Source organism: Roseibium denhamense (assembly GCF_009711415.1).
Lineage (GTDB): Bacteria > Pseudomonadota > Alphaproteobacteria > Rhizobiales > Stappiaceae > Roseibium > Roseibium denhamense.
Genome location: NZ_SMLZ01000108.1, coordinates 177213 through 197397, shown reverse-complemented (window position 1 = coordinate 197397; position 20185 = coordinate 177213). Strand labels below are relative to the sequence as shown.

The 20185-nt window shown below is 57.5% G+C and carries 17 protein-coding genes; 15 read left to right on the top strand and 2 right to left on the bottom strand.

From position 1 onward, the window contains the following. Genes E1180_RS12320 through E1180_RS12310 form a run of 3 tightly spaced genes read left to right on the top strand, consistent with a single transcriptional unit; the run spans position 1 to position 2407 of the window. Entirely contained in the window at positions 1 to 1680 is a 1680-nt protein-coding gene (locus E1180_RS12320; RefSeq protein WP_155191472.1) for a ribonuclease J, read from the top strand. A 48-nt stretch (positions 1681 to 1728) separates the two neighbouring features. Continuing rightward, entirely contained in the window at positions 1729 to 2133 is a 405-nt protein-coding gene (gene mce, locus E1180_RS12315; RefSeq protein WP_155191471.1) for a methylmalonyl-CoA epimerase, read from the top strand. Position 2134: 1 nt separating this feature from the next. Beyond that, positions 2135 to 2407 (top strand): DUF1467 family protein, encoded by a 273-nt coding sequence (locus E1180_RS12310; RefSeq protein WP_155191470.1) that lies wholly within the window; start codon positions 2135 to 2137, stop codon positions 2405 to 2407. A 124-nt stretch (positions 2408 to 2531) separates the two neighbouring features. Here E1180_RS12310 and E1180_RS12305 read toward each other — a convergent pair whose 3' ends face one another. Next, a complete protein-coding gene (locus E1180_RS12305) occupies positions 2532 to 3551 on the bottom strand; it encodes a hypothetical protein (RefSeq protein WP_155191469.1) in 1020 nt (339 codons plus the stop codon). Positions 3552 to 4470: 919 nt separating this feature from the next. On the opposite strand from E1180_RS12305, the gene proS reads away from it, so the two are divergent. From proS to dnaE, 4 genes are all read left to right on the top strand, one after another. Beyond that, complete coding sequence (gene proS / locus E1180_RS12300; RefSeq protein ID WP_155191468.1) at positions 4471 to 5802, top strand: proline--tRNA ligase; 1332 nt, start codon at positions 4471 to 4473, stop codon at positions 5800 to 5802. 78 nt (positions 5803 to 5880) lie between these two features. Continuing rightward, complete coding sequence (locus E1180_RS12295; protein WP_155191467.1) at positions 5881 to 7185, top strand: lipoprotein-releasing ABC transporter permease subunit; 1305 nt, start codon at positions 5881 to 5883, stop codon at positions 7183 to 7185. An 11-nt stretch (positions 7186 to 7196) separates the two neighbouring features. Beyond that, complete coding sequence (locus tag E1180_RS12290) at positions 7197 to 7913, top strand: ABC transporter ATP-binding protein (RefSeq protein WP_155191466.1); 717 nt, start codon at positions 7197 to 7199, stop codon at positions 7911 to 7913. A 457-nt stretch (positions 7914 to 8370) separates the two neighbouring features. Beyond that, positions 8371 to 11856 (top strand): DNA polymerase III subunit alpha, encoded by a 3486-nt coding sequence (gene dnaE / locus E1180_RS12285; RefSeq protein ID WP_244314049.1) that lies wholly within the window; start codon positions 8371 to 8373, stop codon positions 11854 to 11856. Positions 11857 to 11979: 123 nt separating this feature from the next. On the opposite strand, the gene E1180_RS22495 is transcribed toward dnaE, so the two are convergent. After that, on the bottom strand, positions 11980 to 12309 hold the full coding sequence (locus E1180_RS22495) for a hypothetical protein (RefSeq protein ID WP_244314048.1): 330 nt from the start codon (positions 12307 to 12309) through the stop codon (positions 11980 to 11982). 378 nt (positions 12310 to 12687) lie between these two features. On the opposite strand from E1180_RS22495, the gene rpsB reads away from it, so the two are divergent. From rpsB to rseP, 8 genes are all read left to right on the top strand, one after another. Further along, on the top strand, positions 12688 to 13503 hold the full coding sequence (rpsB, locus tag E1180_RS12275; RefSeq protein ID WP_155191464.1) for a 30S ribosomal protein S2: 816 nt from the start codon (positions 12688 to 12690) through the stop codon (positions 13501 to 13503). A 147-nt stretch (positions 13504 to 13650) separates the two neighbouring features. Further along, positions 13651 to 14568, top strand: a complete 918-nt coding sequence (tsf, locus tag E1180_RS12270; protein ID WP_155191463.1) for a translation elongation factor Ts — start codon at positions 13651 to 13653, stop codon at positions 14566 to 14568. 71 nt (positions 14569 to 14639) lie between these two features. Continuing rightward, positions 14640 to 15359: a UMP kinase gene (gene pyrH, locus E1180_RS12265; RefSeq protein ID WP_155191462.1), complete on the top strand. Its 720-nt coding sequence runs from the start codon at positions 14640 to 14642 to the stop codon at positions 15357 to 15359. A gap of 110 nt (positions 15360 to 15469) precedes the next feature. Continuing rightward, on the top strand, positions 15470 to 16033 hold the full coding sequence (frr, locus tag E1180_RS12260; protein ID WP_155191461.1) for a ribosome recycling factor: 564 nt from the start codon (positions 15470 to 15472) through the stop codon (positions 16031 to 16033). Positions 16034 to 16066: 33 nt separating this feature from the next. Then, complete coding sequence (locus E1180_RS12255) at positions 16067 to 16834, top strand: isoprenyl transferase (protein WP_155191460.1); 768 nt, start codon at positions 16067 to 16069, stop codon at positions 16832 to 16834. A gap of 14 nt (positions 16835 to 16848) precedes the next feature. After that, positions 16849 to 17691, top strand: coding sequence for a phosphatidate cytidylyltransferase (locus tag E1180_RS12250; RefSeq protein ID WP_208997106.1), 843 nt, complete (start codon positions 16849 to 16851; stop codon positions 17689 to 17691). A gap of 1 nt (position 17692) precedes the next feature. Further along, positions 17693 to 18907, top strand: coding sequence for a 1-deoxy-D-xylulose-5-phosphate reductoisomerase (locus tag E1180_RS12245; RefSeq protein WP_244314047.1), 1215 nt, complete (start codon positions 17693 to 17695; stop codon positions 18905 to 18907). 107 nt (positions 18908 to 19014) lie between these two features. Then, positions 19015 to 20151 (top strand): RIP metalloprotease RseP, encoded by a 1137-nt coding sequence (gene rseP, locus E1180_RS12240; protein WP_155191459.1) that lies wholly within the window; start codon positions 19015 to 19017, stop codon positions 20149 to 20151. Positions 20152 to 20185 lie beyond the last annotated feature (34 nt).

Genomic DNA, 20185 nt, shown 5'->3' with positions numbered 1-20185 from the left:
ATGGCTTCGGCCAAAACGAATGAGCATGACATCGTGTTTTTACCCCTTGGCGGGGTTGGCGAAATCGGAATGAACCTGGGTCTTTACGGGTTTGGCCCCGAAGCGAACCGCTCCTGGCTGATTGTTGATTGCGGAGTGAGTTTTGCAGGACCGGACCTTCCGGGCATTGATGTGGTCGTCCCGGATATCAAGTTCCTGGAAGATGAGATCGACAATGTGGTCGGCATGGTGATCACACATGCCCATGAAGATCACTACGGGGCGATCCTTCACTTGTGGCCTTACTTGAAGGTACCGGTTTATGCCACTGATTTCACAGCAGGTCTTTTAGCTGCAAAGGCCGAGAGCGAGCCCGGTTCAGAAGACATTCCGGTTACGATTGTAAAACAGGGCGAACGGCATCAGATCGGACCGTTCGATGTTGAATTCGTGGCGATGGCGCATTCCATCCCCGAGCCCTGTGCTCTGGCGATTAGAACGCCGGCCGGACTGGTGTTGCACACCGGGGACTGGAAAATCGATCCGACGCCGGGTGTCGGCCTGCCGATTGATATGGACCGGCTTGCCGCCCTCGGCCGTGAGGGCGTGATGGCGCTGGTGTGTGACAGCACCAACGCCGTGCGGGACGGCGTAAGCCCCAGCGAAGCCGATGTTGCGGAGGAATTGAAATCCGTAATGGCCAAGGCAAAGCACCGTATTGCCGTTACGACCTTCGCCTCCAACGTCGCCCGGATCCGGGCCATCGCCGAGGCTGCTGCCGCGAATGACCGGAACGTAGTTGTCGTCGGGCGCTCGATGCACCGGGTGATTGAGGTTGCCGGAGAGCTGGGGTATCTGGAAGGTCTTCCGGCTTTCCATGATGAAGAAGCCTTCGGGTATCTGCCGCGCGACAAAGTGGTGCTGCTGTGCACCGGGTCCCAAGGGGAAAACCGGGCGGCGCTTGCCCGTATTGCAGCGGGTGATCACCGCAACATCGCCCTTTCAAAAGGCGATATGGTGATCTTTTCGTCGCGGACGATCCCCGGAAATGAAAAGGCGGTTGGCGAAGTCCTCAACAATCTGGCAGACGGCGATGTAGACATCATCACCGACAAGGATGCCCTTGTGCATGTCTCCGGCCATCCGCGGCGGGGCGAGCTGGAACAGCTTTATAAGCTTGTGCAGCCGAAAGTCGTACTTCCGGTTCATGGAGAACCGTTGCATCTTGGCGCTCATGCTGCGTTTGCGAAGGAGCTCGGTGTTCCGGAGGTGGTGCGCGGCAAGAACGGGGACATCGTTCGTCTTGTAAGCGGTAAAGCCGGGGTCATTGACCAGGCTCCGTTCGGCATCATGGTCAAGGATGGCGACATTCTCGACGATCCGGAGGTGACGGGGGTCAAGGAACGCCGGAAGCTTTCCTATGCTGGGGCGGCGGTCATCGGACTGGTCGTGAACCGCGCGGGAGATTTGCTGGATGATCCTTCGGTCACCCTGCTTGGGCTTCCAGATACCGATGATGACGGCGAGCCGATGGAAGACATTGTGATGAAGGCGGTTGCCGGTGCGGTCAAAAGCGTCCCGAAGGCACGCCGGAAAGACAAGGATCTGATCGGGGAGGCCGCACGAAAGGCTGCCCGCGCTGAGATCCTGGATGTCTGGGGCAAAAAGACGCTCTGCAAGGTGACGGTGACCCGGCTATAAGGAGGCCGTGCCCATGGTCCGGGGCGGTTTCAATGGAGGATGTAAGGTATGATTGGTCGTCTTAATCACGTTGCCATTGCCGTGTCGGATATTGAAGCTGCCACAGCTGTTTACCGCGATACGCTTGGAGCTGAGGTTTCAGCGAAGGAAGCCCAGCCCGATCATGGTGTCAGCACGGTGTTCATTAACTTGCCGAACACAAAGATCGAGCTGCTGGAGCCGCTGGGAGAGAATTCCCCGATTGCCAAGTTCCTGGAAAAGAATCCGTCGGGTGGAATTCATCACGTTTGCTACGAGGTCGATGATATCAAAGCGGCCCGTGACAAGCTTGTCGCCGATGGGGCCCGGGTGCTTGGCGATGGCGAGCCCAAGATCGGTGCCCATGGCAAGCCGGTCTTGTTTCTGCACACGAAGGACTTCCTCGGGACACTAACGGAATTAGAAGAGGCCTAACATGTCGATCGCTTTCAGCCTGGCCCTGTTTTTCATGATGTGGTGGATCGTACTCTTTGCGATGCTGCCCTTTGGACTGCGCCGGACCCAGGAAGAGGCAGGGGACGTCATCCCGGGCTCGGAAGCCAGCGCACCGGAAAAGCCGCAGCTGCTGCGGGTCATCTTGCTGACAACTATTGTGACCAGTGTGTTGTTCAGTTTCTATATGTGGGTTCGCGCATCCGGGTTCGGCCTGGATGACATTCCGTTTTTTGTGCCGCCGAGCCAATTGTAATGACGTGAGGTCTGCCGGACGTCAAAGTCTGCAAGGCTGGCCAGGGATCTTGTGCGAACCCGGCAAATAAAAAAGGGGAATGGCTGAGCCATTCCCCTTTTGTCATCTAGCTGCGTGATCGCTGTTAAAGGACGCACTCGATACCGACCAGCCGCGCACCGGTGCTGTGATTCTTCAGATCAACGTTGCCGCTTTGAACGGCCAGTTCCTTGCGCTTGGCCTCGAGGCGGGTGGCCTCTGCCTTCAAACCCTGCAAACCAACCATGATCTCATCCCACTCAGCCGAGCAATCGGACTTGCCGAACTTGGCGGTGATCTTCTTCATGACGATGCCCTTAAGGTCGATTTGTGTGCCCTTCCAGTTGAAGGAGACCCAATCGGACAAGAAGTTGAATTTGTCGAACTGCATCCGAAGACCGTAGAGCGACTCCATCTTGCTTCCGTAATAGGTTGTCATAGCGAAGCCGTAGATGGAATTGAAATCCCAGCCGAATTTGTGGCTCTCATAGGAGTCCTTGTACTTGATCGTGTGCCACTTGTGGTACGTGTGTTCGGACTCGCCCTTGATGTTCTTTTCTTCATCCTTGGCTTTTATTTCGAGCTTCCCGGAGCCGTCTCCTGCTTTCAGCTTGAGAGGCTTGTTGTTGGCGCTCTGGATCTTGATCTGCCCGTCCTCGGACGAAATGTCGATATTGTCCTTCACAACACTCGTGTAGGCACCTTCTACGTCCTGGGTGTAATCACCATTGACCTTCTGGTGGTAGTCGCCGGTCTCAAGATACATGCGCTCGGCAGCTTTCACGAGAATGCGGCCGTCACAGGCGAGCATGATGCCTTGTGATCCGCCGGCAGCGTTGGTGTATATGCCGGTCTGGTCGTCTTCGTCTTCAATATGCTGCGCGGGAAACAGTTCACTTTCGTGGTCGTTCTCGACAGCGTTCCGTTCGGTCTGGGAATACTCCCCAAGGCGGAAGAACGCGCCGATATTGTCCGTTGCTTCATCGGTGCTCGCCGACGGGACCAGATACATGATGTTCCGGTTCGTATGCGCCGGCGGTTTCGGGCGCCCAGGTGAGGAGCGTCTGCCTTCTGGCTGGCCGTGTCGGTCTATATGGTGCGGTGGGTGCCAATCTTGCAGAGCCATGTTTCGTCTCCAGTTTCTTCTTCTTCGTTGATTCCGGCTCTGCCGGGGCACTATTCAGCTGAAGGCCTTTTCGGGCCCTTCATCCGCTGAGGTGACCTAAGGTCGCGCCTTATGTCACAAAACTGTAATCCTCGATACTCCGATTTTGTATGCGCGGTTAACAAAAGGGAATAAACCGTCGATCTAAGTTGACCTTTCTTTCCTAATCTAAAGTTAGACATTGTGGGAAATGACAGGGATTTCAAGATAGCCAGCTAAGCAAAATTGTATCTAAATGTATGGCGCGGCTGGAAACCGCCGATTTTTGCCAGCTAAAGAGACTGGTCATCCAGCGGGCAAAGTTGATTGGAAACGGGTGCACGGTTTTCCGGAACATGACTGCAGACCCTAAGGCGCTGATTACACCTCCGGTGCACCTGGTCGCGTTTGATGGGCGCAAGGCAAAAAAAAAGCAGAGCCGAAGCTCCGCTTTTCGAAAAGTTACGCGCCTAAACCAACCCTTGTTCCCAATCGACTTTTTTGTGATCTGATCGGGCGGCTGCGAACCAAACGGTGCGCCAAAAGGGTCCTTCCTCCCAAGACTCAGACCGCGCTTTATATTCAGCTTGTTGGCACAAATGCCAAGGCGTCTTTTTTATGATTTTGGAAACTATCCGATCATTTTCTGCTTGTCACCTGTTTGTCGCAATTAGCCTACTTTTTTTGCCTGCCTAAATCCCGAGCGTGATTTTTGAGGTGTTCTGCTTATTCTACTAAATAAATAGTAAGTAGATGTGCAGACTGTTGCATGACCTGATATCAACACTGTGGAGATAAGCTGCCAAAACCGCTCTGCCCCGAGCAAAAGACTTGTGTTTGCCCGCTGCATGCGCTTTGACTGCGCTCCGTACTGGCATAGCCGAAATCTGAGAGATCCTTTATGCGCCTGTCCCGATATTTTCTTCCGATCCTGAAAGAAACACCGAAGGAAGCGGAGATCGTCTCCCACCGCTTGATGCTGCGGGCGGGCATGGTCCGTCAGCAATCTGCTGGCATTTATTCGTGGCTGCCGCTTGGGCACAAGGTGCTGCGCAAGATTGAGCGCATTGTTGAAGAAGAGCAGGCGCGTGCCGGCGCGATCCAGATGCTGATGCCGACAATCCAGTCAGCGGATCTTTGGCGCGAAAGCGGGCGCTATGATGCGTATGGCAAGGAAATGCTCCGGATCACAGACAGGCATGAGCGGGACATGCTCTACGGTCCGACCAACGAGGAAATGATCACCGAGATCTTCCGCAGCTATGTGCGGTCCTACAAGGATCTGCCGCTCAATCTCTATCATATCCAGTGGAAGTTCCGTGACGAGGTCCGTCCGCGCTTTGGCGTCATGCGGGGGCGTGAGTTCCTGATGAAGGATGCCTATTCCTTCGATCTGGATCAGGACAAGGCCGTCGAATCCTACAACAAGATGTTTGTGGCCTATCTGCGGACCTACAAGCGGATGGGGCTGACCGCGATCCCCATGCGCGCCGAGACAGGGCCGATCGGCGGGGATCTGAGCCATGAATTCATCGTTCTTGCCGATACGGGCGAGAGCGAGGTTTATTGCCACGCTGATTATCTGACGAAACCGGTCCCTGGCGCTGATGTTGACTTCGACAGTGACCTGAGCGGGATCGTGAAGGACTGGACGTCTCATTATGCGGCAACTGAAGATGTTGTCGACAAGGCGGCCTTTGAGGCAGAAGTGCCTGAGGAAAAGCGGATTGTTGCCCGCGGAATCGAAGTCGGGCAGACGTTTTACTTCGGCACGAAATATTCAGAGCCCCTCGGGGCCAAGGTCGCCACGTCGGAAGGTACGGAAGTGCCGGTCCACATGGGCTCTTACGGCGTGGGTGTGTCCCGCCTTCTCGGTGCCTTGATTGAGGCCAATCATGATGATGACGGAATCATCTGGCCGAAATCGGTCGCACCTTTCCATGTCGGTCTGATCAACATGCGCCCGGGCGATGATCTGACAGACCCGGCATGCGAAGACCTTTACGCCAAGTTGGAAGCTGCCGGTATCGAGGTTCTTTACGACGATACAGACAACCGGGCCGGAGCGAAATTCGCCACGATGGACCTGATTGGCCTGCCGTATCAGGTCGTGGCCGGTCCGCGCGGATTGAAAGAGGGCCAGCTTGAGGTAAAGAACCGGGCAACTGGGGAAAAAGAGATGCTGACGCCGGAAGCCACGTTGAACAAGCTGGTGGCGGCATTGACGGACTAAACCAGTCCGGTGATCCTCGGGGCGGGGATTCGGCCGCAGGTCATGCGGCCGTCCGGGGCATGGTGAAATGGATGGACAATGACTGCAGCAGATCGCGCAGAAGGCGAAGCAGAGCAGACTGGAGCTGCCCCCACGCGCCCCTTTTCTGCCTTTGAGTGGATGATTGCCGGGCGGTATTTGCGCTCGCGCCGGCGCGAAGCGTTCATTTCGGTGATCGCAGGCTTCTCCTTTGTCGGGATCATGCTGGGCGTGGCGACGCTGATCATCGTCATGTCCGTTATGAACGGCTTCCGGACAGAACTGCTCGGCAAGATCCTCGGTATCAATGGCCATATGCTGGTGCAGCCGATTGATATGCCGCTCACCGACTATGACCCTGTGTCAAAACGCATTGAAGGCGTACCGGAAGTGGTCGCCGCGATCCCGTTCATCGAAGGCCAGGCTTTTGTTTCCGGTCCGGCCGGCGGGTTTGGCGGTCTCGTGCGCGGTGTCTATGAAAGCGATCTGAGGCGCATGCCGCTGGTTGCGAACAATATCCGGGCAGGAACGCTGGACGATTTTGATTCAGGGCAGGGCATTGCCATTGGCAGCCGCATGGCCGAGCAGCTCGGCATCACCCTTGGTGACAGCATAACTGTCCTGTCTCCGCGCGGCAGTGTTACCCCAATGGGGATTACGCCCCGGCGCAAGGCTTACCCGGTCACGGCGATATTCGAAATCGGCATGAGTGAATATGATGCCACCTTCCTGTTTTTGCCGCTGCCGGAAGCCCAGGCCTATTTCAACATGGACAACCGGGCCACGGGGATCGAAGTCTACGTGACGGATCCTGACCGTGTCGGTGTCATGACACAGGCGATCGAAGATGCCGCCGACCGTCCGGCCTTTGTCACCGATTGGCGGCAACGCAACGTGACCTTCTTCTCGGCCCTTGAGGTTGAGCGCAATGTGATGTTCATCATCTTGTTCCTGATTGTTCTCGTAGCCGCCCTCAATATCATTTCCGGCCTTATCATGCTGGTGAAAGACAAGGGCCGCGACATTGCGATCCTGCGCACCATGGGCGCCACAAGAGGGGCGGTCATGCGGATCTTTCTGATCACCGGGGCCAGCATCGGCTGCGTTGGAACCCTGGCCGGTTTCATTCTCGGGCTGATCGTTTGCCTTAACATTGAGAGCATCCGCCAATTCGTGTCCTGGCTCACCAGGACCGAGCTGTTCTCGCCCGAGCTGTACTTTCTGTCGCGCCTGCCTGCGGAGATTGACAGCGGTGAAACCATCACCGTTCTGGTCATGGCATTGGTCCTGTCGCTGCTGGCAACGCTTTATCCCGCTTGGCGCGCCGCCCGGCTCGATCCGGTTGAAGCTCTTCGGTATGAGTAAAGGGGCTGGAGATGAATATGGCTGTTGATCCACGCCGCGCATCCGGGCTCCAACCTGCCGCGCTTGAACTGTCTGGCATTGTCCGCAGTTTCGATGAGGGCGACCGTCAGCTGGATATCCTGAAGGGCGCCAACTTGCGAATTCAGGCCGGCGAGATGGTCGCCTTGGTTGCCCCGTCCGGAACCGGCAAGTCCACCTTGCTTCACATCGCCGGGTTGCTGGAGCGCCCGGATGAGGGGGATGTCTTTCTCGGTCCGGTGAATTGCTCGGACCTTAGCGATGATGACAGGACGGCCATCCGGCGCAACGACATCGGATTTGTCTATCAGTTCCATCATCTGCTGCCGGAGTTCACGGCACAGGAAAACATCATGATGCCGCAGATGATCCGGGGACTTTCAAAAAAGGTCGCCGCGGACCGGGCCGATGAGTTGCTGGCCTACATGCGCCTTGGCGAACGCGGCAAGCACCGTCCGTCAGAGCTGTCGGGCGGCGAACAGCAGCGGGTTGCCGTCGCGCGGGCCGTGGCAAATGCGCCCCGGATCCTGCTTCTGGACGAGCCGACCGGAAACCTTGATCCGGTCACGGCGACCTACGTGTTCGATGCATTGTCGGCGCTTGTGCGGGCCTCCGGTGTGGCAACCTTGTTCGCGACGCACAATCTTGATCTTGCCGGACGCATGGACCGGGCGATCACGCTGCAGGACGGCCTTGTCAAAGATCTTTGAGATCCCGGCTGCAGCCTATCGCAACGGCCGCAGTGGAACCGGAACAAACCAAAAACAGCCAGAATTCCGCGGGGTGTCAATTATCAAAGGCAAGAGGAACAAAAAGTGCTTGCAATGAGAACGTATATGGAACAAAATCGCCTGACGTAAGGAAATTGGCTGGAGACTGTCATGTTTCATATCGCTCGTGATTTTGCCGCTCTGGGATCCATCGTTTGCTTTTGCACGACGCTTGCCGTTTGGGGTGATGTGCTTCTGGCCGTTGGCTGACCATTGTCCTAAGCGGCGGCGCCAGGGGCTGTCATGCAGTTTTGGCGTTCCGCCCTTTTGTCCGGGGGAGCGGGTGCTGTGACAAGAAGACCGGTGACAACTCGGCCCGGCAACGCGCGGTCTCTCGACACATAATGCGGTTCGCGGTTCACTGCGCTCTGATTCCAAGACCGCTCCGGGGGCTGCCATGACCGACGCCAGTTTGACCGATCAGATGCAGGGCAGGGCCGTAAACAACGGGCCGGGCTTTGTTCATCTGCGAGTGCACTCGGCGCTCTCGCTGCTCGAGGGGGCTTTGCCGATCAAGAAGCTTCTTGATCTGGCGAAGGCGGATGAACAGCCGGCATTGGCGGTCGCGGATACGAACAATCTCTTCGGCGCCCAGGAGTTTTCCTCGAAAGCCTGGGGCGCCGGAATTCAGCCGATAACCGCCTGCCAGCTTTCCGTTGCGTTTGATGATGGGCTGGACACCGGCCGCAGGGGCGAGCCTGCGCTGGCGGATGTTGTCCTCATTGCCATGTCCGAAATTGGCTACGGCAATCTCATGGAACTCAGTTCCCGGGCCTTTCTTGATACGGACACTGGTTTACGCCCTCATGTGGGTGCAGCGTATCTCCTGTCCAAGGCAGAAGACGTCATCCTGTTGACCGGCGGTGTCGGCGGCCCTTTGGTGGCGGCTCTGCTTGCCGGGCGCAAGGATCTTGCAGCTCAACGCCTGCAGCGTTTGGCCGGAGCTTTCCCGGGCCGGTGTTATGTCGAGATTCAACGGCACGGAATGGAGGCGGAGAAAAAGACCGAAGCCGCCTTTTTGGAGCTTGCCTATGGCGCGGGGCTGCCACTTGTTGCGACCAATGAGGCGTTCTTTCCAAAACGGGAGGATTACGAAGCGCACGATGCGCTCATTTGCATTTCCGAAGGCAGGGTCCTGATCGAGGACGACCGGCGCCGTTTGACGCCGGAGCATTACTTCAAGTCTCGCGCGGAAATGTGCGCGCTTTTTGCTGATCTTCCCGAAGCACTTGCCTCAACCGTTGAGATCGCACGTCGCTGCTCGTTCCGGCCGCTGCGCCGGGCGCCGATCCTCCCGCGCTTTGCCGGGGCGGACGCCGACCCGGAAGAAGCGGAAAAGGCCGAGGCCGCAGAGCTGTTGCGCCAGGCAAGGGAAGGGCTCCAGGACCGGCTGGACAAGCACGGTCTTGCGCCAGGTCTGGAGGAGAAAGATTACTGGGATCGGCTCGACTATGAGACCGGTATTATCGAGCGGATGAAGTTTCCCGGTTACTTCCTTATCGTTGCCGACTTCATCAAATGGGCGAAGGATCACGATATTCCCGTCGGTCCGGGCCGCGGTTCGGGGGCGGGCTCGCTCGTTGCCTGGGCGCTGACGATCACCGATCTTGATCCGATGCGGTTTTCGCTTCTGTTTGAGCGGTTTTTGAATCCGGAACGTGTGTCCATGCCGGATTTCGACATCGACTTCTGCCAGAGCCGGCGCGAAGAAGTGATCCGCTACGTTCAGGAAAAATACGGCCGCCAGCAGGTCGCCCAGATCATCACCTTTGGATCCCTGCAGGCGCGGGCTGTGCTCCGGGATGTGGGCCGTGTGCTTCAAATGCCCTACGGCCAGGTGGACCGGCTCTGCAAGCTCGTCCCGGCCAATCCGGCCAATCCGGTCACCCTGGGCCAGGCGCTGGATGATGAGCCGCGCCTTCGCGAGGCGGCAAAGGAAGAAGAGATTGTCGACAGGCTGCTGACCATGGCGCAGAAGCTGGAGGGGCTTTACCGGCATGCGTCGACCCACGCGGCCGGTGTCGTCATCGGGGACCGGCCGCTTGAACAACTTGTGCCGCTCTACCGCGATCCGCGCTCGGACATGCCCGTTGCCCAGTTCAACATGAAGATGGTTGAAGATGCCGGGCTGGTGAAATTCGACTTTCTGGGCCTCAAGACCCTGACCGTGATCGATACGGCGGTGAAGCTGATCGAACGGCGCGGCGAAAAGATCGATGTTGCCGGGCTGCCGATTGATGACGTGAAGACCTACGAGCTTCTTGCCAAGGCCGAGACCTTCGGCGTGTTCCAGCTGGAAAGCCAGGGCATGCGCCGGGCGGTTGCCGGCATGAAGCCGGACCGGTTCGAAGACATCATTGCCCTGGTGGCGCTGTACCGTCCGGGTCCGATGGAAAACATCCCGATCTACAACGCGGTCAAGCACGGTGAACAGGAAGCGGATTGCCTTCATCCGCTGCTGGAGCCGATCCTGATGGAGACGAACGGCATTATCGTCTACCAGGAACAGGTGATGCAGATCGCACAGGTTTTGTCCGGCTATTCACTCGGCGAAGCGGATCTCTTGCGCCGGGCGATGGGTAAGAAGATTGCAGCCGAGATGGAGGTGCAGCGCGCCCGCTTCGTGGACGGTGCGGTTGAGCGGGGCATTAAGAAGGATCAAGCCGGAACGATTTTCGACCTTGTGGCGAAATTCGCCAATTACGGCTTCAACAAATCCCACGCGGCCGCCTATGCACTCGTGTCCTATCACACGGCCTGGCTGAAGGCGAACCACCCTGTCGAATTCATGGCAGCGTCCATGACGCTTGATTTGGGCAACACGGACAAGCTGGGTGACTTCCGCCAGGAAGCCCGCCGCATGGGTATTGAGATTGTGCCGCCGTCCATCAACCGGGGGCAGGTCTATTTCGATGTGGCTGACGGCAAAATCCTCTACGCCATGGGCGCGATCAAGGGGGTTGGCGAACAGGCGGTGGAACACATTGTGGAGGTGCGCGGGGACCGCCCCTTCAAGAGCCTTGGCGATTTCGCCCGGCGGATCTCTCCACGGGCGCTGAACAAGCGGACGCTTGAAAACCTGGTGGCCGCCGGTGCTTTCGATGAATTGGAACCCAACCGGGCCAGGGTTTTCGAGGGGCTGGACCGGATCATGGGTCTTGCCCAACGCACCGAGGAAAACCGCAGTGTCGGACAGGACGAACTTTTTGGTGGCAGCGACAGCGAAGAACCGCTTCAGCTGGACGAGGTCCATGGCTGGACGTCGGAGGAAAAGCTCCAGCGTGAGCATTCGGCCATCGGCTTTTATCTGTCTGCGCACCCGATCGATGAATATGCCAGTGTCTTGAAGAAGATGCGTGCGCAGCCCTGGACCCAGTTTGCCGAGGCGGTCAAGAAAGGCGCCTCGCACGGCCGTCTTGCCGGAACGGTTGTCTCCATGCAGGAGCGCAAGACCAAGTCCGGAACGCGGATGGGGATCGCGCGTTTGTCCGATGCGACCGGGCAATACGAAGCCTTGCTCTTCCGGGAGAAGCTGGAGCAGTTCCGGGATGTTTTGCAGACCGGCAGGTCTGTGGTCGTGCTTGTGGGCGCGGACATGCGCGATGACGAGCCGTCCTTGCGGATCGAACAGGTTGACCCGATCGACAAGGTGGCGGCGCGTTTGCAGAAGAGCATGCGTGTTTTCGTCCGGGATGAACGTCCGATTGCCAGCCTTGCCAAACATCTTCAAATGCGCGGGGAAGGCGAGGTCACGGTCATTGTGCTTCTGGAGAGCGGTGCACGGGAAGTTGAGGTCAAGCTGCCGGGCCGCTTCCGCCTGTCGCCCGAAATTGCCGGAGCGCTTAAAGCCGTGCCTGGTGTCACGGATGTCCAGATGGCGTGATCCGCGGCCCGGGGGCCTTACAACAAGCCGTCGCGATTTTTCCTTCCGAAACGGAAGCATGTAATCTATTCTTGCAAGTGGGTCGGGCGGCCTCCTTCAAGGTGAAATGACATGGTCCGTTTTTTAAGGTTTGCCGCCGTTATTATAGCGGCCGGTTTGTTGACATCGGCCGGTTCGGTTGGTCCGGCACATTCCAATGCCTTTATGGCGGCCTGCAAGACCGATCTGGAAACCCTGTGCAGCGGTGTAAAGGAGGGCAGGGGCCGGCTGTCCGCCTGCCTGTTTGCCCATGACACAAAGGTATCCGGCACTTGCAAGCCGGAACTTGCGAAGGTCACCAGCAGCGCCACGTTCAAAAAGATGCTTCCCGCCAGCCTGAACTCCCTCCAGGGGAGCGACCGCGCCGCCAAACTCCAGCAAGTTTGCGGGACGGATATCAAGGCGCAATGCCAAAGCGCTGGGTCCGGAACGGAGCGGGTTCTGGCTTGCCTTTATGCGCGGTCAAATAGCATCAGCAAACCGTGCTATGCAGAGGCAGAATCAATACTTGAAGGCCGGTAGCAGTCTGTTCGGGGCAACATGACAGAGACATAGTTGCCCGGCAGTCAGGCTCCTGCCGCTGTAGGGTCGGGCAAACATTGGCATTTTCTGCGCAGAAAACCGGCGCCCGGCTCTTGAAATAAAATTTCTTCCCAACTATAAGGCGCCCATTCCACACGCAAGGGGCGGAAACCGAGCTTATCGGGATCCATCCGGTGGCCGACGGGAGATGATCCTCCGGCCCAAACCCTCTTGCGGAGGTTAAACCGGAAAAATCAGGAGTTTAAGGGTATGGCATTGCCCGATTTCACAATGCGTCAGCTCTTGGAAGCTGGCGTTCACTTCGGTCACCAGAAACACCGTTGGAACCCGCGCATGGGTCAGTACATCTTTGGTGTACGCAACGATGTTCACATCATGGACCTGTCCCAGACCGTTCCGCTTCTGCACCAGGCGTTGAAAGCCGTGTCCGACACAGTCGCCGGCGGCGGCCGTGTTCTGATCGTTGGCACGAAGCGCCAGGCACAGGAAGCTGTTGCGTCTTCTGCACGCAACTCCGCGCAGTACTTCGTGAACGCACGCTGGCTCGGCGGCATGCTGACCAACTGGAAAACCATTTCGCAGTCCATTCAGCGCCTGCGCAAGCTCGAAGAAACGCTCGGCTCTGACGCTGCAAACGCTCTGACCAAAAAAGAGCGTTTGTTCATGGACCGCGAGCGAGAGAAGCTTGAGCGGAACCTGGGCGGTATCAAGGATATGGGCGGTATTCCGGACCTTATCTTTGTCATCGACACAAACCGTGAAGCAATTGCCATTCAGGAAGCGCGCCGTCTGGGTATCCCGGTCGCAGCGATCCTGGACAGCAACTCCAACCCGGATGGCATTACGTACCCGGTTCCGGGCAACGACGATGCCGGCCGTGCGATTTCGCTCTACTGCGACCTGATTGCCCGCGCTGCAATTGACGGGATCTCCCGTGCACAGGGCGCTGCTGGCATGGATGTCGGCGCATCGGAAGAGGCTCCGGTTGAAGAAGCACTTGCTGATGCGGGTGAGGCAGCCGCTGAAGCTCCAGCAGAAGCCGCTCCGGTCGCCGCTGAAGCCTAAGATCTTTGAAGCTGCCGCCTGCAAGGGCGGCAGTTTTATGTGACTTTCGCCAGATGGGCCGCATTTTGTTGCGTTCCCGTCATAAAGGCGCGGATAGCCATCGGCTAAACCGTGCCTTATCTGAAACCCCCATCCACGAGGCAATCGATGAGCATTACCGCTGCGATGGTAAAAGAGCTCCGTGAGAAATCCGGCGCTGGCATGATGGACTGCAAAACCGCTTTGAACGAATCTGGCGGTGATATGGAAGCGGCTGTTGACTGGCTGCGCACCAAAGGCCTTGCCAAGGCTGCGAAAAAGGCAGGCCGCGTTGCGGCTGAAGGCCTTGTCGGTGTAGCGTCGGACGGCGCGAAAGCGGCTGTTATCGAGCTGAACTCCGAAACCGACTTCGTTGCGCGCAACGAAGGCTTCCAGGAGCTGGTTTCCAGCGTTGCCGAGGTTGCCGTGGGCACCGACGGTTCCGTTGAAGCCGTTTCTGCGGCCACTCTTGGCGGCAAGCCGGTATCCGACGCAATCACAGATGCGATTGCGACCATCGGTGAGAACATGACCCTGCGCCGCACTGCGGTTCTTGGTGTCAATGAGGGTGTTGTTGCATCCTATGTTCACGGTGCTGTTAAAGACGGTCTGGGCAAGATCGGTGTGCTTGTTGCCCTGGAATCTTCCGGCGACAAAGACAAGCTGAACGGCCTTGGCCGCCAGATTGCCATGCACGTTGCAGCAACCAGCCCGCTGGCTCTGAACACCGAAGAGCTGGACGCAGCTGTTGTCGAGCGTGAAAAGCAGGTCTTTGTTGAACAGGCGCGTGAGTCCGGCAAGCCGGAGAACATCATTGAGAAGATGGTCGAAGGCCGTCTGCGCAAGTTCTACGAGGAAGTCACGCTGGTCAAACAGGCTTTCGTGATCAATCCGGATCAAACGGTCGAACAAGCGGTCGAAGCTCTTGGTAAAGAGCTTGGAACCGATGTGAAGCTGACCGGCTTTGTTCGCTTCGCTCTCGGCGAGGGGATCGAAAAGGAAGAACAGGACTTCGCCGCGGAGGTGGCAGCAGCCACCGGGCAGTAAGCCTCTTCGAAAAAGCGCCGGCCAGTCCGGCGCTTTTTTTATAGAGAGACATTTTTTGATAAGGTGAGCCCATGACCAATCCATTGCGCTGGAAGCGGATTCTTTTGAAACTGTCAGGTGAGGCTTTAATGGGCTCGCAGGCATTTGGAATTGATCCTGCGATCGTGCAACGGATTGCCAAGGAAATCGCCGACGCAGTCGCGCTTGGCGCGCAGGTCGGTGTTGTCGTTGGCGGCGGCAACATCTTCCGCGGCGTTGCGGTTGCCGCCAAGGGCGGGAACCGGGTCACGGGCGACCATATGGGCATGCTCGCCACCATCATGAACAGCCTGACACTGGCTGATTCCCTGCGGCGCCTGAAAGTGAATGCCCGCGTTTTATCGGCGGTTTCGGTTCCCTCCATTTGCGAAACATTTTCCCAGCGTGTCGCCGACCGGTACATGGAAGATGGTGATGTGATCATCTTTGCGGGCGGCACCGGGAACCCGTTCTTCACCACAGATAGCGGTGCGGCTCTCCGGGCTGCTGAAATGAAGTGTGACGCCTTCTTGAAGGGCACCCAGGTGGATGGTGTCTACTCCGACGATCCGAAGTCGAACCCGGATGCGGAACGCTATGAGACCCTCAACTACGAGGAAGTCATTACCCGCAATTTGAAGGTGATGGATACAACAGCTATCGCACTGGCGCGCGACAACTCCATACCGGTCATCGTGTTCTCCATTCACACTCCGGGCGCACTGGTCAGCGTCCTGCAGGAAACCGGCACCTACACGGTTGTGAGTGACTGACGTAATCGCACCGGTTCGCGGTTGAAGCTCTTGTTTTTCGGTGCGTTTGTGCCATGTTGGCGCGCGCCGAATTTCTTTTAAGCCACGCACATAAGAACAGTGAGGAAATTATGTCGGTTGAAGGTGTCGACCTGGATGACTTGAAGCGCCGCATGCAAGGGGCTCTGTCTGTATTGAAGACTGACTTTGCCGGCCTGCGCACTGGCCGCGCGTCCGCCAGCATGATGGACCCGATCACCGTCGATGCTTATGGACAGCAAATGCCGCTCAACCAGGTTGGTACGGTATCTGTGCCCGAGCCGCGCATGGTGGCTGTTCAAGTCTGGGACAAGGGCATGGTGTCGGCGGTGGAAAAAGCCATCCGCGAATCAAACCTTGGCCTCAACCCGGTCGTTGACGGCCAGTTGCTGCGTCTTCCGATCCCGGAACTGAACCAGGAACGCCGCCAGGAATTGATCAAGGTTGCTCATAAATACGCCGAGCAGGCCAAGGTGGCGATCCGCCACGTGCGCCGCGATGGTATGGACGCCGCGAAAAAGGCGGAAAAAGACGGTGACATCTCCCAAGATGACAGCCGCGTTGCGTCTGACGAAGTGCAGAAGCTGACCGACCAGATGATTTCGGAAGTCGACGCGATGCTTGAAAAGAAAGAGCAGGAAATCTCTCAGGTCTAAGACCGGCGATTTTTTGGAGCTTTGGGGAGACTGATGAACGTCAGACCAGACCGAAAGACGCATTTGCCAGTTGCAGAGGGGGCTGTGGCGCGGTTTCCGCGTCACGTTGCTCTTATCATGGACGGCAATGGCCGCTGGGCCACAGCGCGCGGTCTGCCCCGCACGGAAGGTCACCGGCAGGGGCTGGAAGCGCTCCGCCGGACCATTCGCTATGCCGGCAAAATCGGTATTGAAGTGGTCACTGTCTTCAGCTTCTCGTCTGAGAACTGGCGGCGCCCGGAAACGGAAGTCACCTTCCTGATGGGGCTGTTGCGCCGCTTTGTACAGCGTGATCTGAGTGAACTGCACGAAGCCAATGTCCGTATCCGGGTGATTGGCGAACGGTCCAACCTTGAACCGGGAATTCTCAAACTTCTTGAAGAAGCTGAAGAGCTGACGGTGTCAAACACCGGCCTGGAGCTTGTGATTGCCTTCAACTACGGCGCCCGTTCCGAGCTTGTGCGCTCGATCCAGCGGATCAGCGCAAAGGTGCAGTCCGGAGAACTGAGGATCGACCAGATTTCGGAAGACTCGGTCTCCGAGGCTCTGGATACGGGCGGGCTTCCGGATCCTGATCTGATCATCCGCACGAGCGGCGAAATGCGCCTGTCGAATTTCCTTCTGTGGCAGGCAGCTTATTCTGAGTTCTTCTTCTCCGACCGCTATTGGCCGGATTTCGACGAGACCGCTTTTGACGAGGCAATCGCGTCCTACAGTGATCGGGAGCGCCGGTTTGGCGGTCTTGATTCCGGCTCGCTGTGAACGTTGATGATGTGATGGCCGAAAGCGCTTCCAGCCAGAAAAAAATGTCAGATCTGCGCTTGCGGTTGCTTTCCGCTGTTGTGCTTGGGCCAACAGTCCTGTTCGTCACCTACTGGGGCGGCTTGCCTTATTCCCTTTTGATCCTGGTTGCGGTGGCGCTGTTCCTTTGGGAGTGGCTTACCATCACAGGTACGGGAAAGACATCAACGGTTGCTATTGCCGGATACGGCGCGCTCGTCGCTGTGTTGGTTGCTCATGTTCTGGGGGCGGTTGAATATGGATTGGCCGCCGTAGCAGTTGCCGCGGCATTTGCTGCCCTGGGAACGGGATTATCCCGCAGCGGCCGATGGGCCGGTGAGGGAATCTTGTTCTCCGGATTGGCGCTGATTGCTCTCCTGACAATAAGAACGGGGTCAAACGGGCTCCTATTTGCCTTCTTCCTGCTGATCGTGGTTTGGGCAACGGACATCTTTGCCTATTTCGTTGGCCGTTTCGTTGGTGGCCCAAAGCTCTGGGTGCGGGTTTCTCCGAAAAAGACCTGGTCGGGTGCCATGGGCGGCCTGGTGTTTTCCGTCGTTCTGGGCACCGCAATCGCATCAGCGTTCGGTGCCGTCAATCTGGCGAGCTGGGCGCTTCTGTCAGCCGTGCTTTCCGTTGTGTCCCAGGGCGGGGACTTGCTTGAGTCTGCGATCAAGCGCCGCTTTTCAGTCAAAGATTCCAGTCGGCTTATACCAGGGCATGGCGGTATCATGGACCGCATAGACGGGCTTGTGGCCGCAGCCATCTTCGCGGTGATCCTCGGTCTCATCCTTGGAGGAAGTCTATCCGATCCGATTGCCGGGCTGGGATTGATGTAACATGGACCAGCAGATGCACATGCCGGACGGACAGAGCCGGGAGACCGGCCAAAAGACGCGTATCACAGTTTTGGGAGCGACGGGGTCCATAGGCCTCAGCGTTGCCGATATTATCGAACGGAACCCTGACCAGTTTGATGTGGTCGCCCTTGTTGCGAACCAGAATGCAGACGTCTTGGCGGATCTTGCAGTCCGCCTTCGCGCGGACTGCGCCGTTCTTGCCGACGATGGCAATTTACCGGACTTGAAGGCACGGTTGTCGGGGCAGCCGGTCGACGTTGCAGCCGGGTCTTCTGCGGTCCTTGAAGCTGTTGACCGCGATACGGATATTGTCGTGGGCGCGATTGTCGGTGCGGCCGGGCTTGTGCCGACATTGGCGGCCGTGAAACCGGGCCGCAGAATCGCGCTGGCGAACAAGGAGTGCCTTGTTTGTGCGGGTGACCTGTTCATGGCCGCTATCCGTGATCAGGGCGCGGAACTGCTCCCTGTCGATAGCGAACACAATGCGATTTTTCAGGTTTTCGAAACAAACCAGGCAGATCAGGTTGAGAAAGTCATTCTGACAGCTTCCGGCGGTCCGTTTCGTGAGTTGCCGCTTGAGCAAATGGCAACTGTCACACCGGCACAGGCGCTCAAGCATCCGAATTGGGACATGGGGGCCAGGATCTCGATCGACAGTGCGACCCTGATGAACAAGGGTTTTGAAGTCATCGAGGCCTTTCATCTTTTCCCGGTCCGGAGGGATCAGCTTGATGTCCTCGTCCACCCTCAATCTGCCGTTCATGGACTTGTTCAATACAAAGACGGCTCGCTTCTGGCGCAGCTGGGCCACCCGGACATGCGTACGCCGATTGCGCATTGCCTGTCCTATCCAAAGCGCATGCCGGTGCCGGTCGAAAGGCTCGATCTGGCAGCTCTTGGAACTCTGACTTTTGCGACCCCTGATACACAGCGGTTTCCGGCGTTCAAACTTGCCATGCAGGCGCTGGAAACTGGCGGCGGTGCACCAGCGGTTCTGAATGCGGCCGATGAGGTGGCCGTTGCGGCGTTTTTGGAAGGACGGATCGGGTATCCGGGCATTCCGGATGTGATAGGCGCCGTGCTGGAGCGATTTGATCGCGACGGTCGGCTCAAGGGCAGCATGGACATTGATGGCGTGCTTGCATTGGACGCCGATGCCCGCAAATTTGCCTCTGACTGGATATCGTCCCGGTAGTCTCTAGGTTTCCGTTGGCGCGGAACTGGCTGTCCACCATTAACGCGCCGTAATTGTCTTGTTTGTAAGGTGCAGGTTCACCACGCGCTTAAGGAATATCGCTTCTAATGGAATTCCTTCTTTCTCCCTACGCCCTGTTCAGCGAATATCTCATCCCCTTCCTGTTCGTGCTGACCATCGTGGTTTTCTTCCACGAGCTCGGCCACTTTGCGGTTGCCAGGTGGTGCAACGTAAAGGTGGATGCGTTTTCAATCGGCTTCGGCAAGGAACTTATCGGCTGGAACGACAGCAAAGGGACGCGTTGGAAAATTTCGCTTATCCCGCTTGGTGGATATGTAAAATTTGCGGGTGACGAGAACGCCGCCAGCGTTCCGGACCGGGAACGCATTGCTCAGATGAGCGCGGAGGAACGAAAAACCGCTTTTGTCGCCAAGCCGGTTTGGCAGCGCGCTGCGATTGTTGCTGCGGGCCCGATCGCGAACTTTATCCTCGCGATTGCCATTTTCGCGTCCATCTACATGGCTCACGGCAAACCTGAGCTGCTTCCATATGTTTCTGGCATCGTTGAAGATTCTGCGGCCGCAAGCGCTGACATCAAGGAAGGCGACCTGATCCTATCGATCAACAGCAAACCGATCTCCTATTTTGATGATCTGAAATGGACAGTCCGGCGCAACCCGCACGAACCTCTTATCCTCGGCCTTGACCGCGATGGACAGCGTGTCGAAACAACTGTGACACCTGTTTATGTCACGGACCAAAATACGCTTGGCATCGAATTCAAAGAGCCGCGTATCGGCGTGGAGATATCACGCTCTGAAAGCAATCAGGTGGTCCGCCGTCTGGGGCCGGTCGAGGCTGTCGGAGCAGGCGTGGAGCGGACCTACAAGATCATCTACGACACGATTGCGTTTATCGGGGAGATGTTCTCCGGCATTCAGTCGCCGACACAGCTTGGCGGCCCTGTCCAGATCGCACAGGTGTCCGGCACGGTGGCACAATTCGGCCTGATTGAGCTGATTCACCTCGCGGGGTTTTTGTCTGTTTCGATCGGGTTCATAAATCTTTTGCCGATTCCGGTATTGGATGGCGGCCATCTCGTTTTCTATGCGGCCGAAGCAGTACGTGGAAAACCGCTGAGCGAGCGTGTTCAGGAGATTGGATTCCAGATTGGAATCTGTCTTGTTCTGGCAATGATGGTTTTTGCTACTTGGAACGACATCTGGCGGCTTGTGAGCCTCTAGAAAACAAGGGACGTGACATTGACGCAACGTCTTC

What these genes read in the sequence shown, in the direction of transcription:
- E1180_RS12320 (WP_155191472.1), top strand. Translation starts at nt 1, where the DNA reads ATGGCTTCGGCCAAAACGAATGAGCATGACATCGTGTTTTTACCCCTT.
- mce (WP_155191471.1), top strand. Translation starts at nt 1,729, where the DNA reads ATGATTGGTCGTCTTAATCACGTTGCCATTGCCGTGTCGGATATTGAA.
- E1180_RS12310 (WP_155191470.1), top strand. Translation starts at nt 2,135, where the DNA reads ATGTCGATCGCTTTCAGCCTGGCCCTGTTTTTCATGATGTGGTGGATC.
- E1180_RS12305 (WP_155191469.1), bottom strand. Translation starts at nt 3,551, where the DNA reads ATGGCTCTGCAAGATTGGCACCCACCGCACCATATAGACCGACACGGC.
- proS (WP_155191468.1), top strand. Translation starts at nt 4,471, where the DNA reads ATGCGCCTGTCCCGATATTTTCTTCCGATCCTGAAAGAAACACCGAAG.
- E1180_RS12295 (WP_155191467.1), top strand. Translation starts at nt 5,881, where the DNA reads ATGACTGCAGCAGATCGCGCAGAAGGCGAAGCAGAGCAGACTGGAGCT.
- E1180_RS12290 (WP_155191466.1), top strand. Translation starts at nt 7,197, where the DNA reads ATGAATATGGCTGTTGATCCACGCCGCGCATCCGGGCTCCAACCTGCC.
- dnaE (WP_244314049.1), top strand. Translation starts at nt 8,371, where the DNA reads ATGACCGACGCCAGTTTGACCGATCAGATGCAGGGCAGGGCCGTAAAC.
- rpsB (WP_155191464.1), top strand. Translation starts at nt 12,688, where the DNA reads ATGGCATTGCCCGATTTCACAATGCGTCAGCTCTTGGAAGCTGGCGTT.
- tsf (WP_155191463.1), top strand. Translation starts at nt 13,651, where the DNA reads ATGAGCATTACCGCTGCGATGGTAAAAGAGCTCCGTGAGAAATCCGGC.
- pyrH (WP_155191462.1), top strand. Translation starts at nt 14,640, where the DNA reads ATGACCAATCCATTGCGCTGGAAGCGGATTCTTTTGAAACTGTCAGGT.
- frr (WP_155191461.1), top strand. Translation starts at nt 15,470, where the DNA reads ATGTCGGTTGAAGGTGTCGACCTGGATGACTTGAAGCGCCGCATGCAA.
- E1180_RS12255 (WP_155191460.1), top strand. Translation starts at nt 16,067, where the DNA reads ATGAACGTCAGACCAGACCGAAAGACGCATTTGCCAGTTGCAGAGGGG.
- E1180_RS12250 (WP_208997106.1), top strand. Translation starts at nt 16,849, where the DNA reads ATGGCCGAAAGCGCTTCCAGCCAGAAAAAAATGTCAGATCTGCGCTTG.
- E1180_RS12245 (WP_244314047.1), top strand. Translation starts at nt 17,693, where the DNA reads ATGGACCAGCAGATGCACATGCCGGACGGACAGAGCCGGGAGACCGGC.
- rseP (WP_155191459.1), top strand. Translation starts at nt 19,015, where the DNA reads ATGGAATTCCTTCTTTCTCCCTACGCCCTGTTCAGCGAATATCTCATC.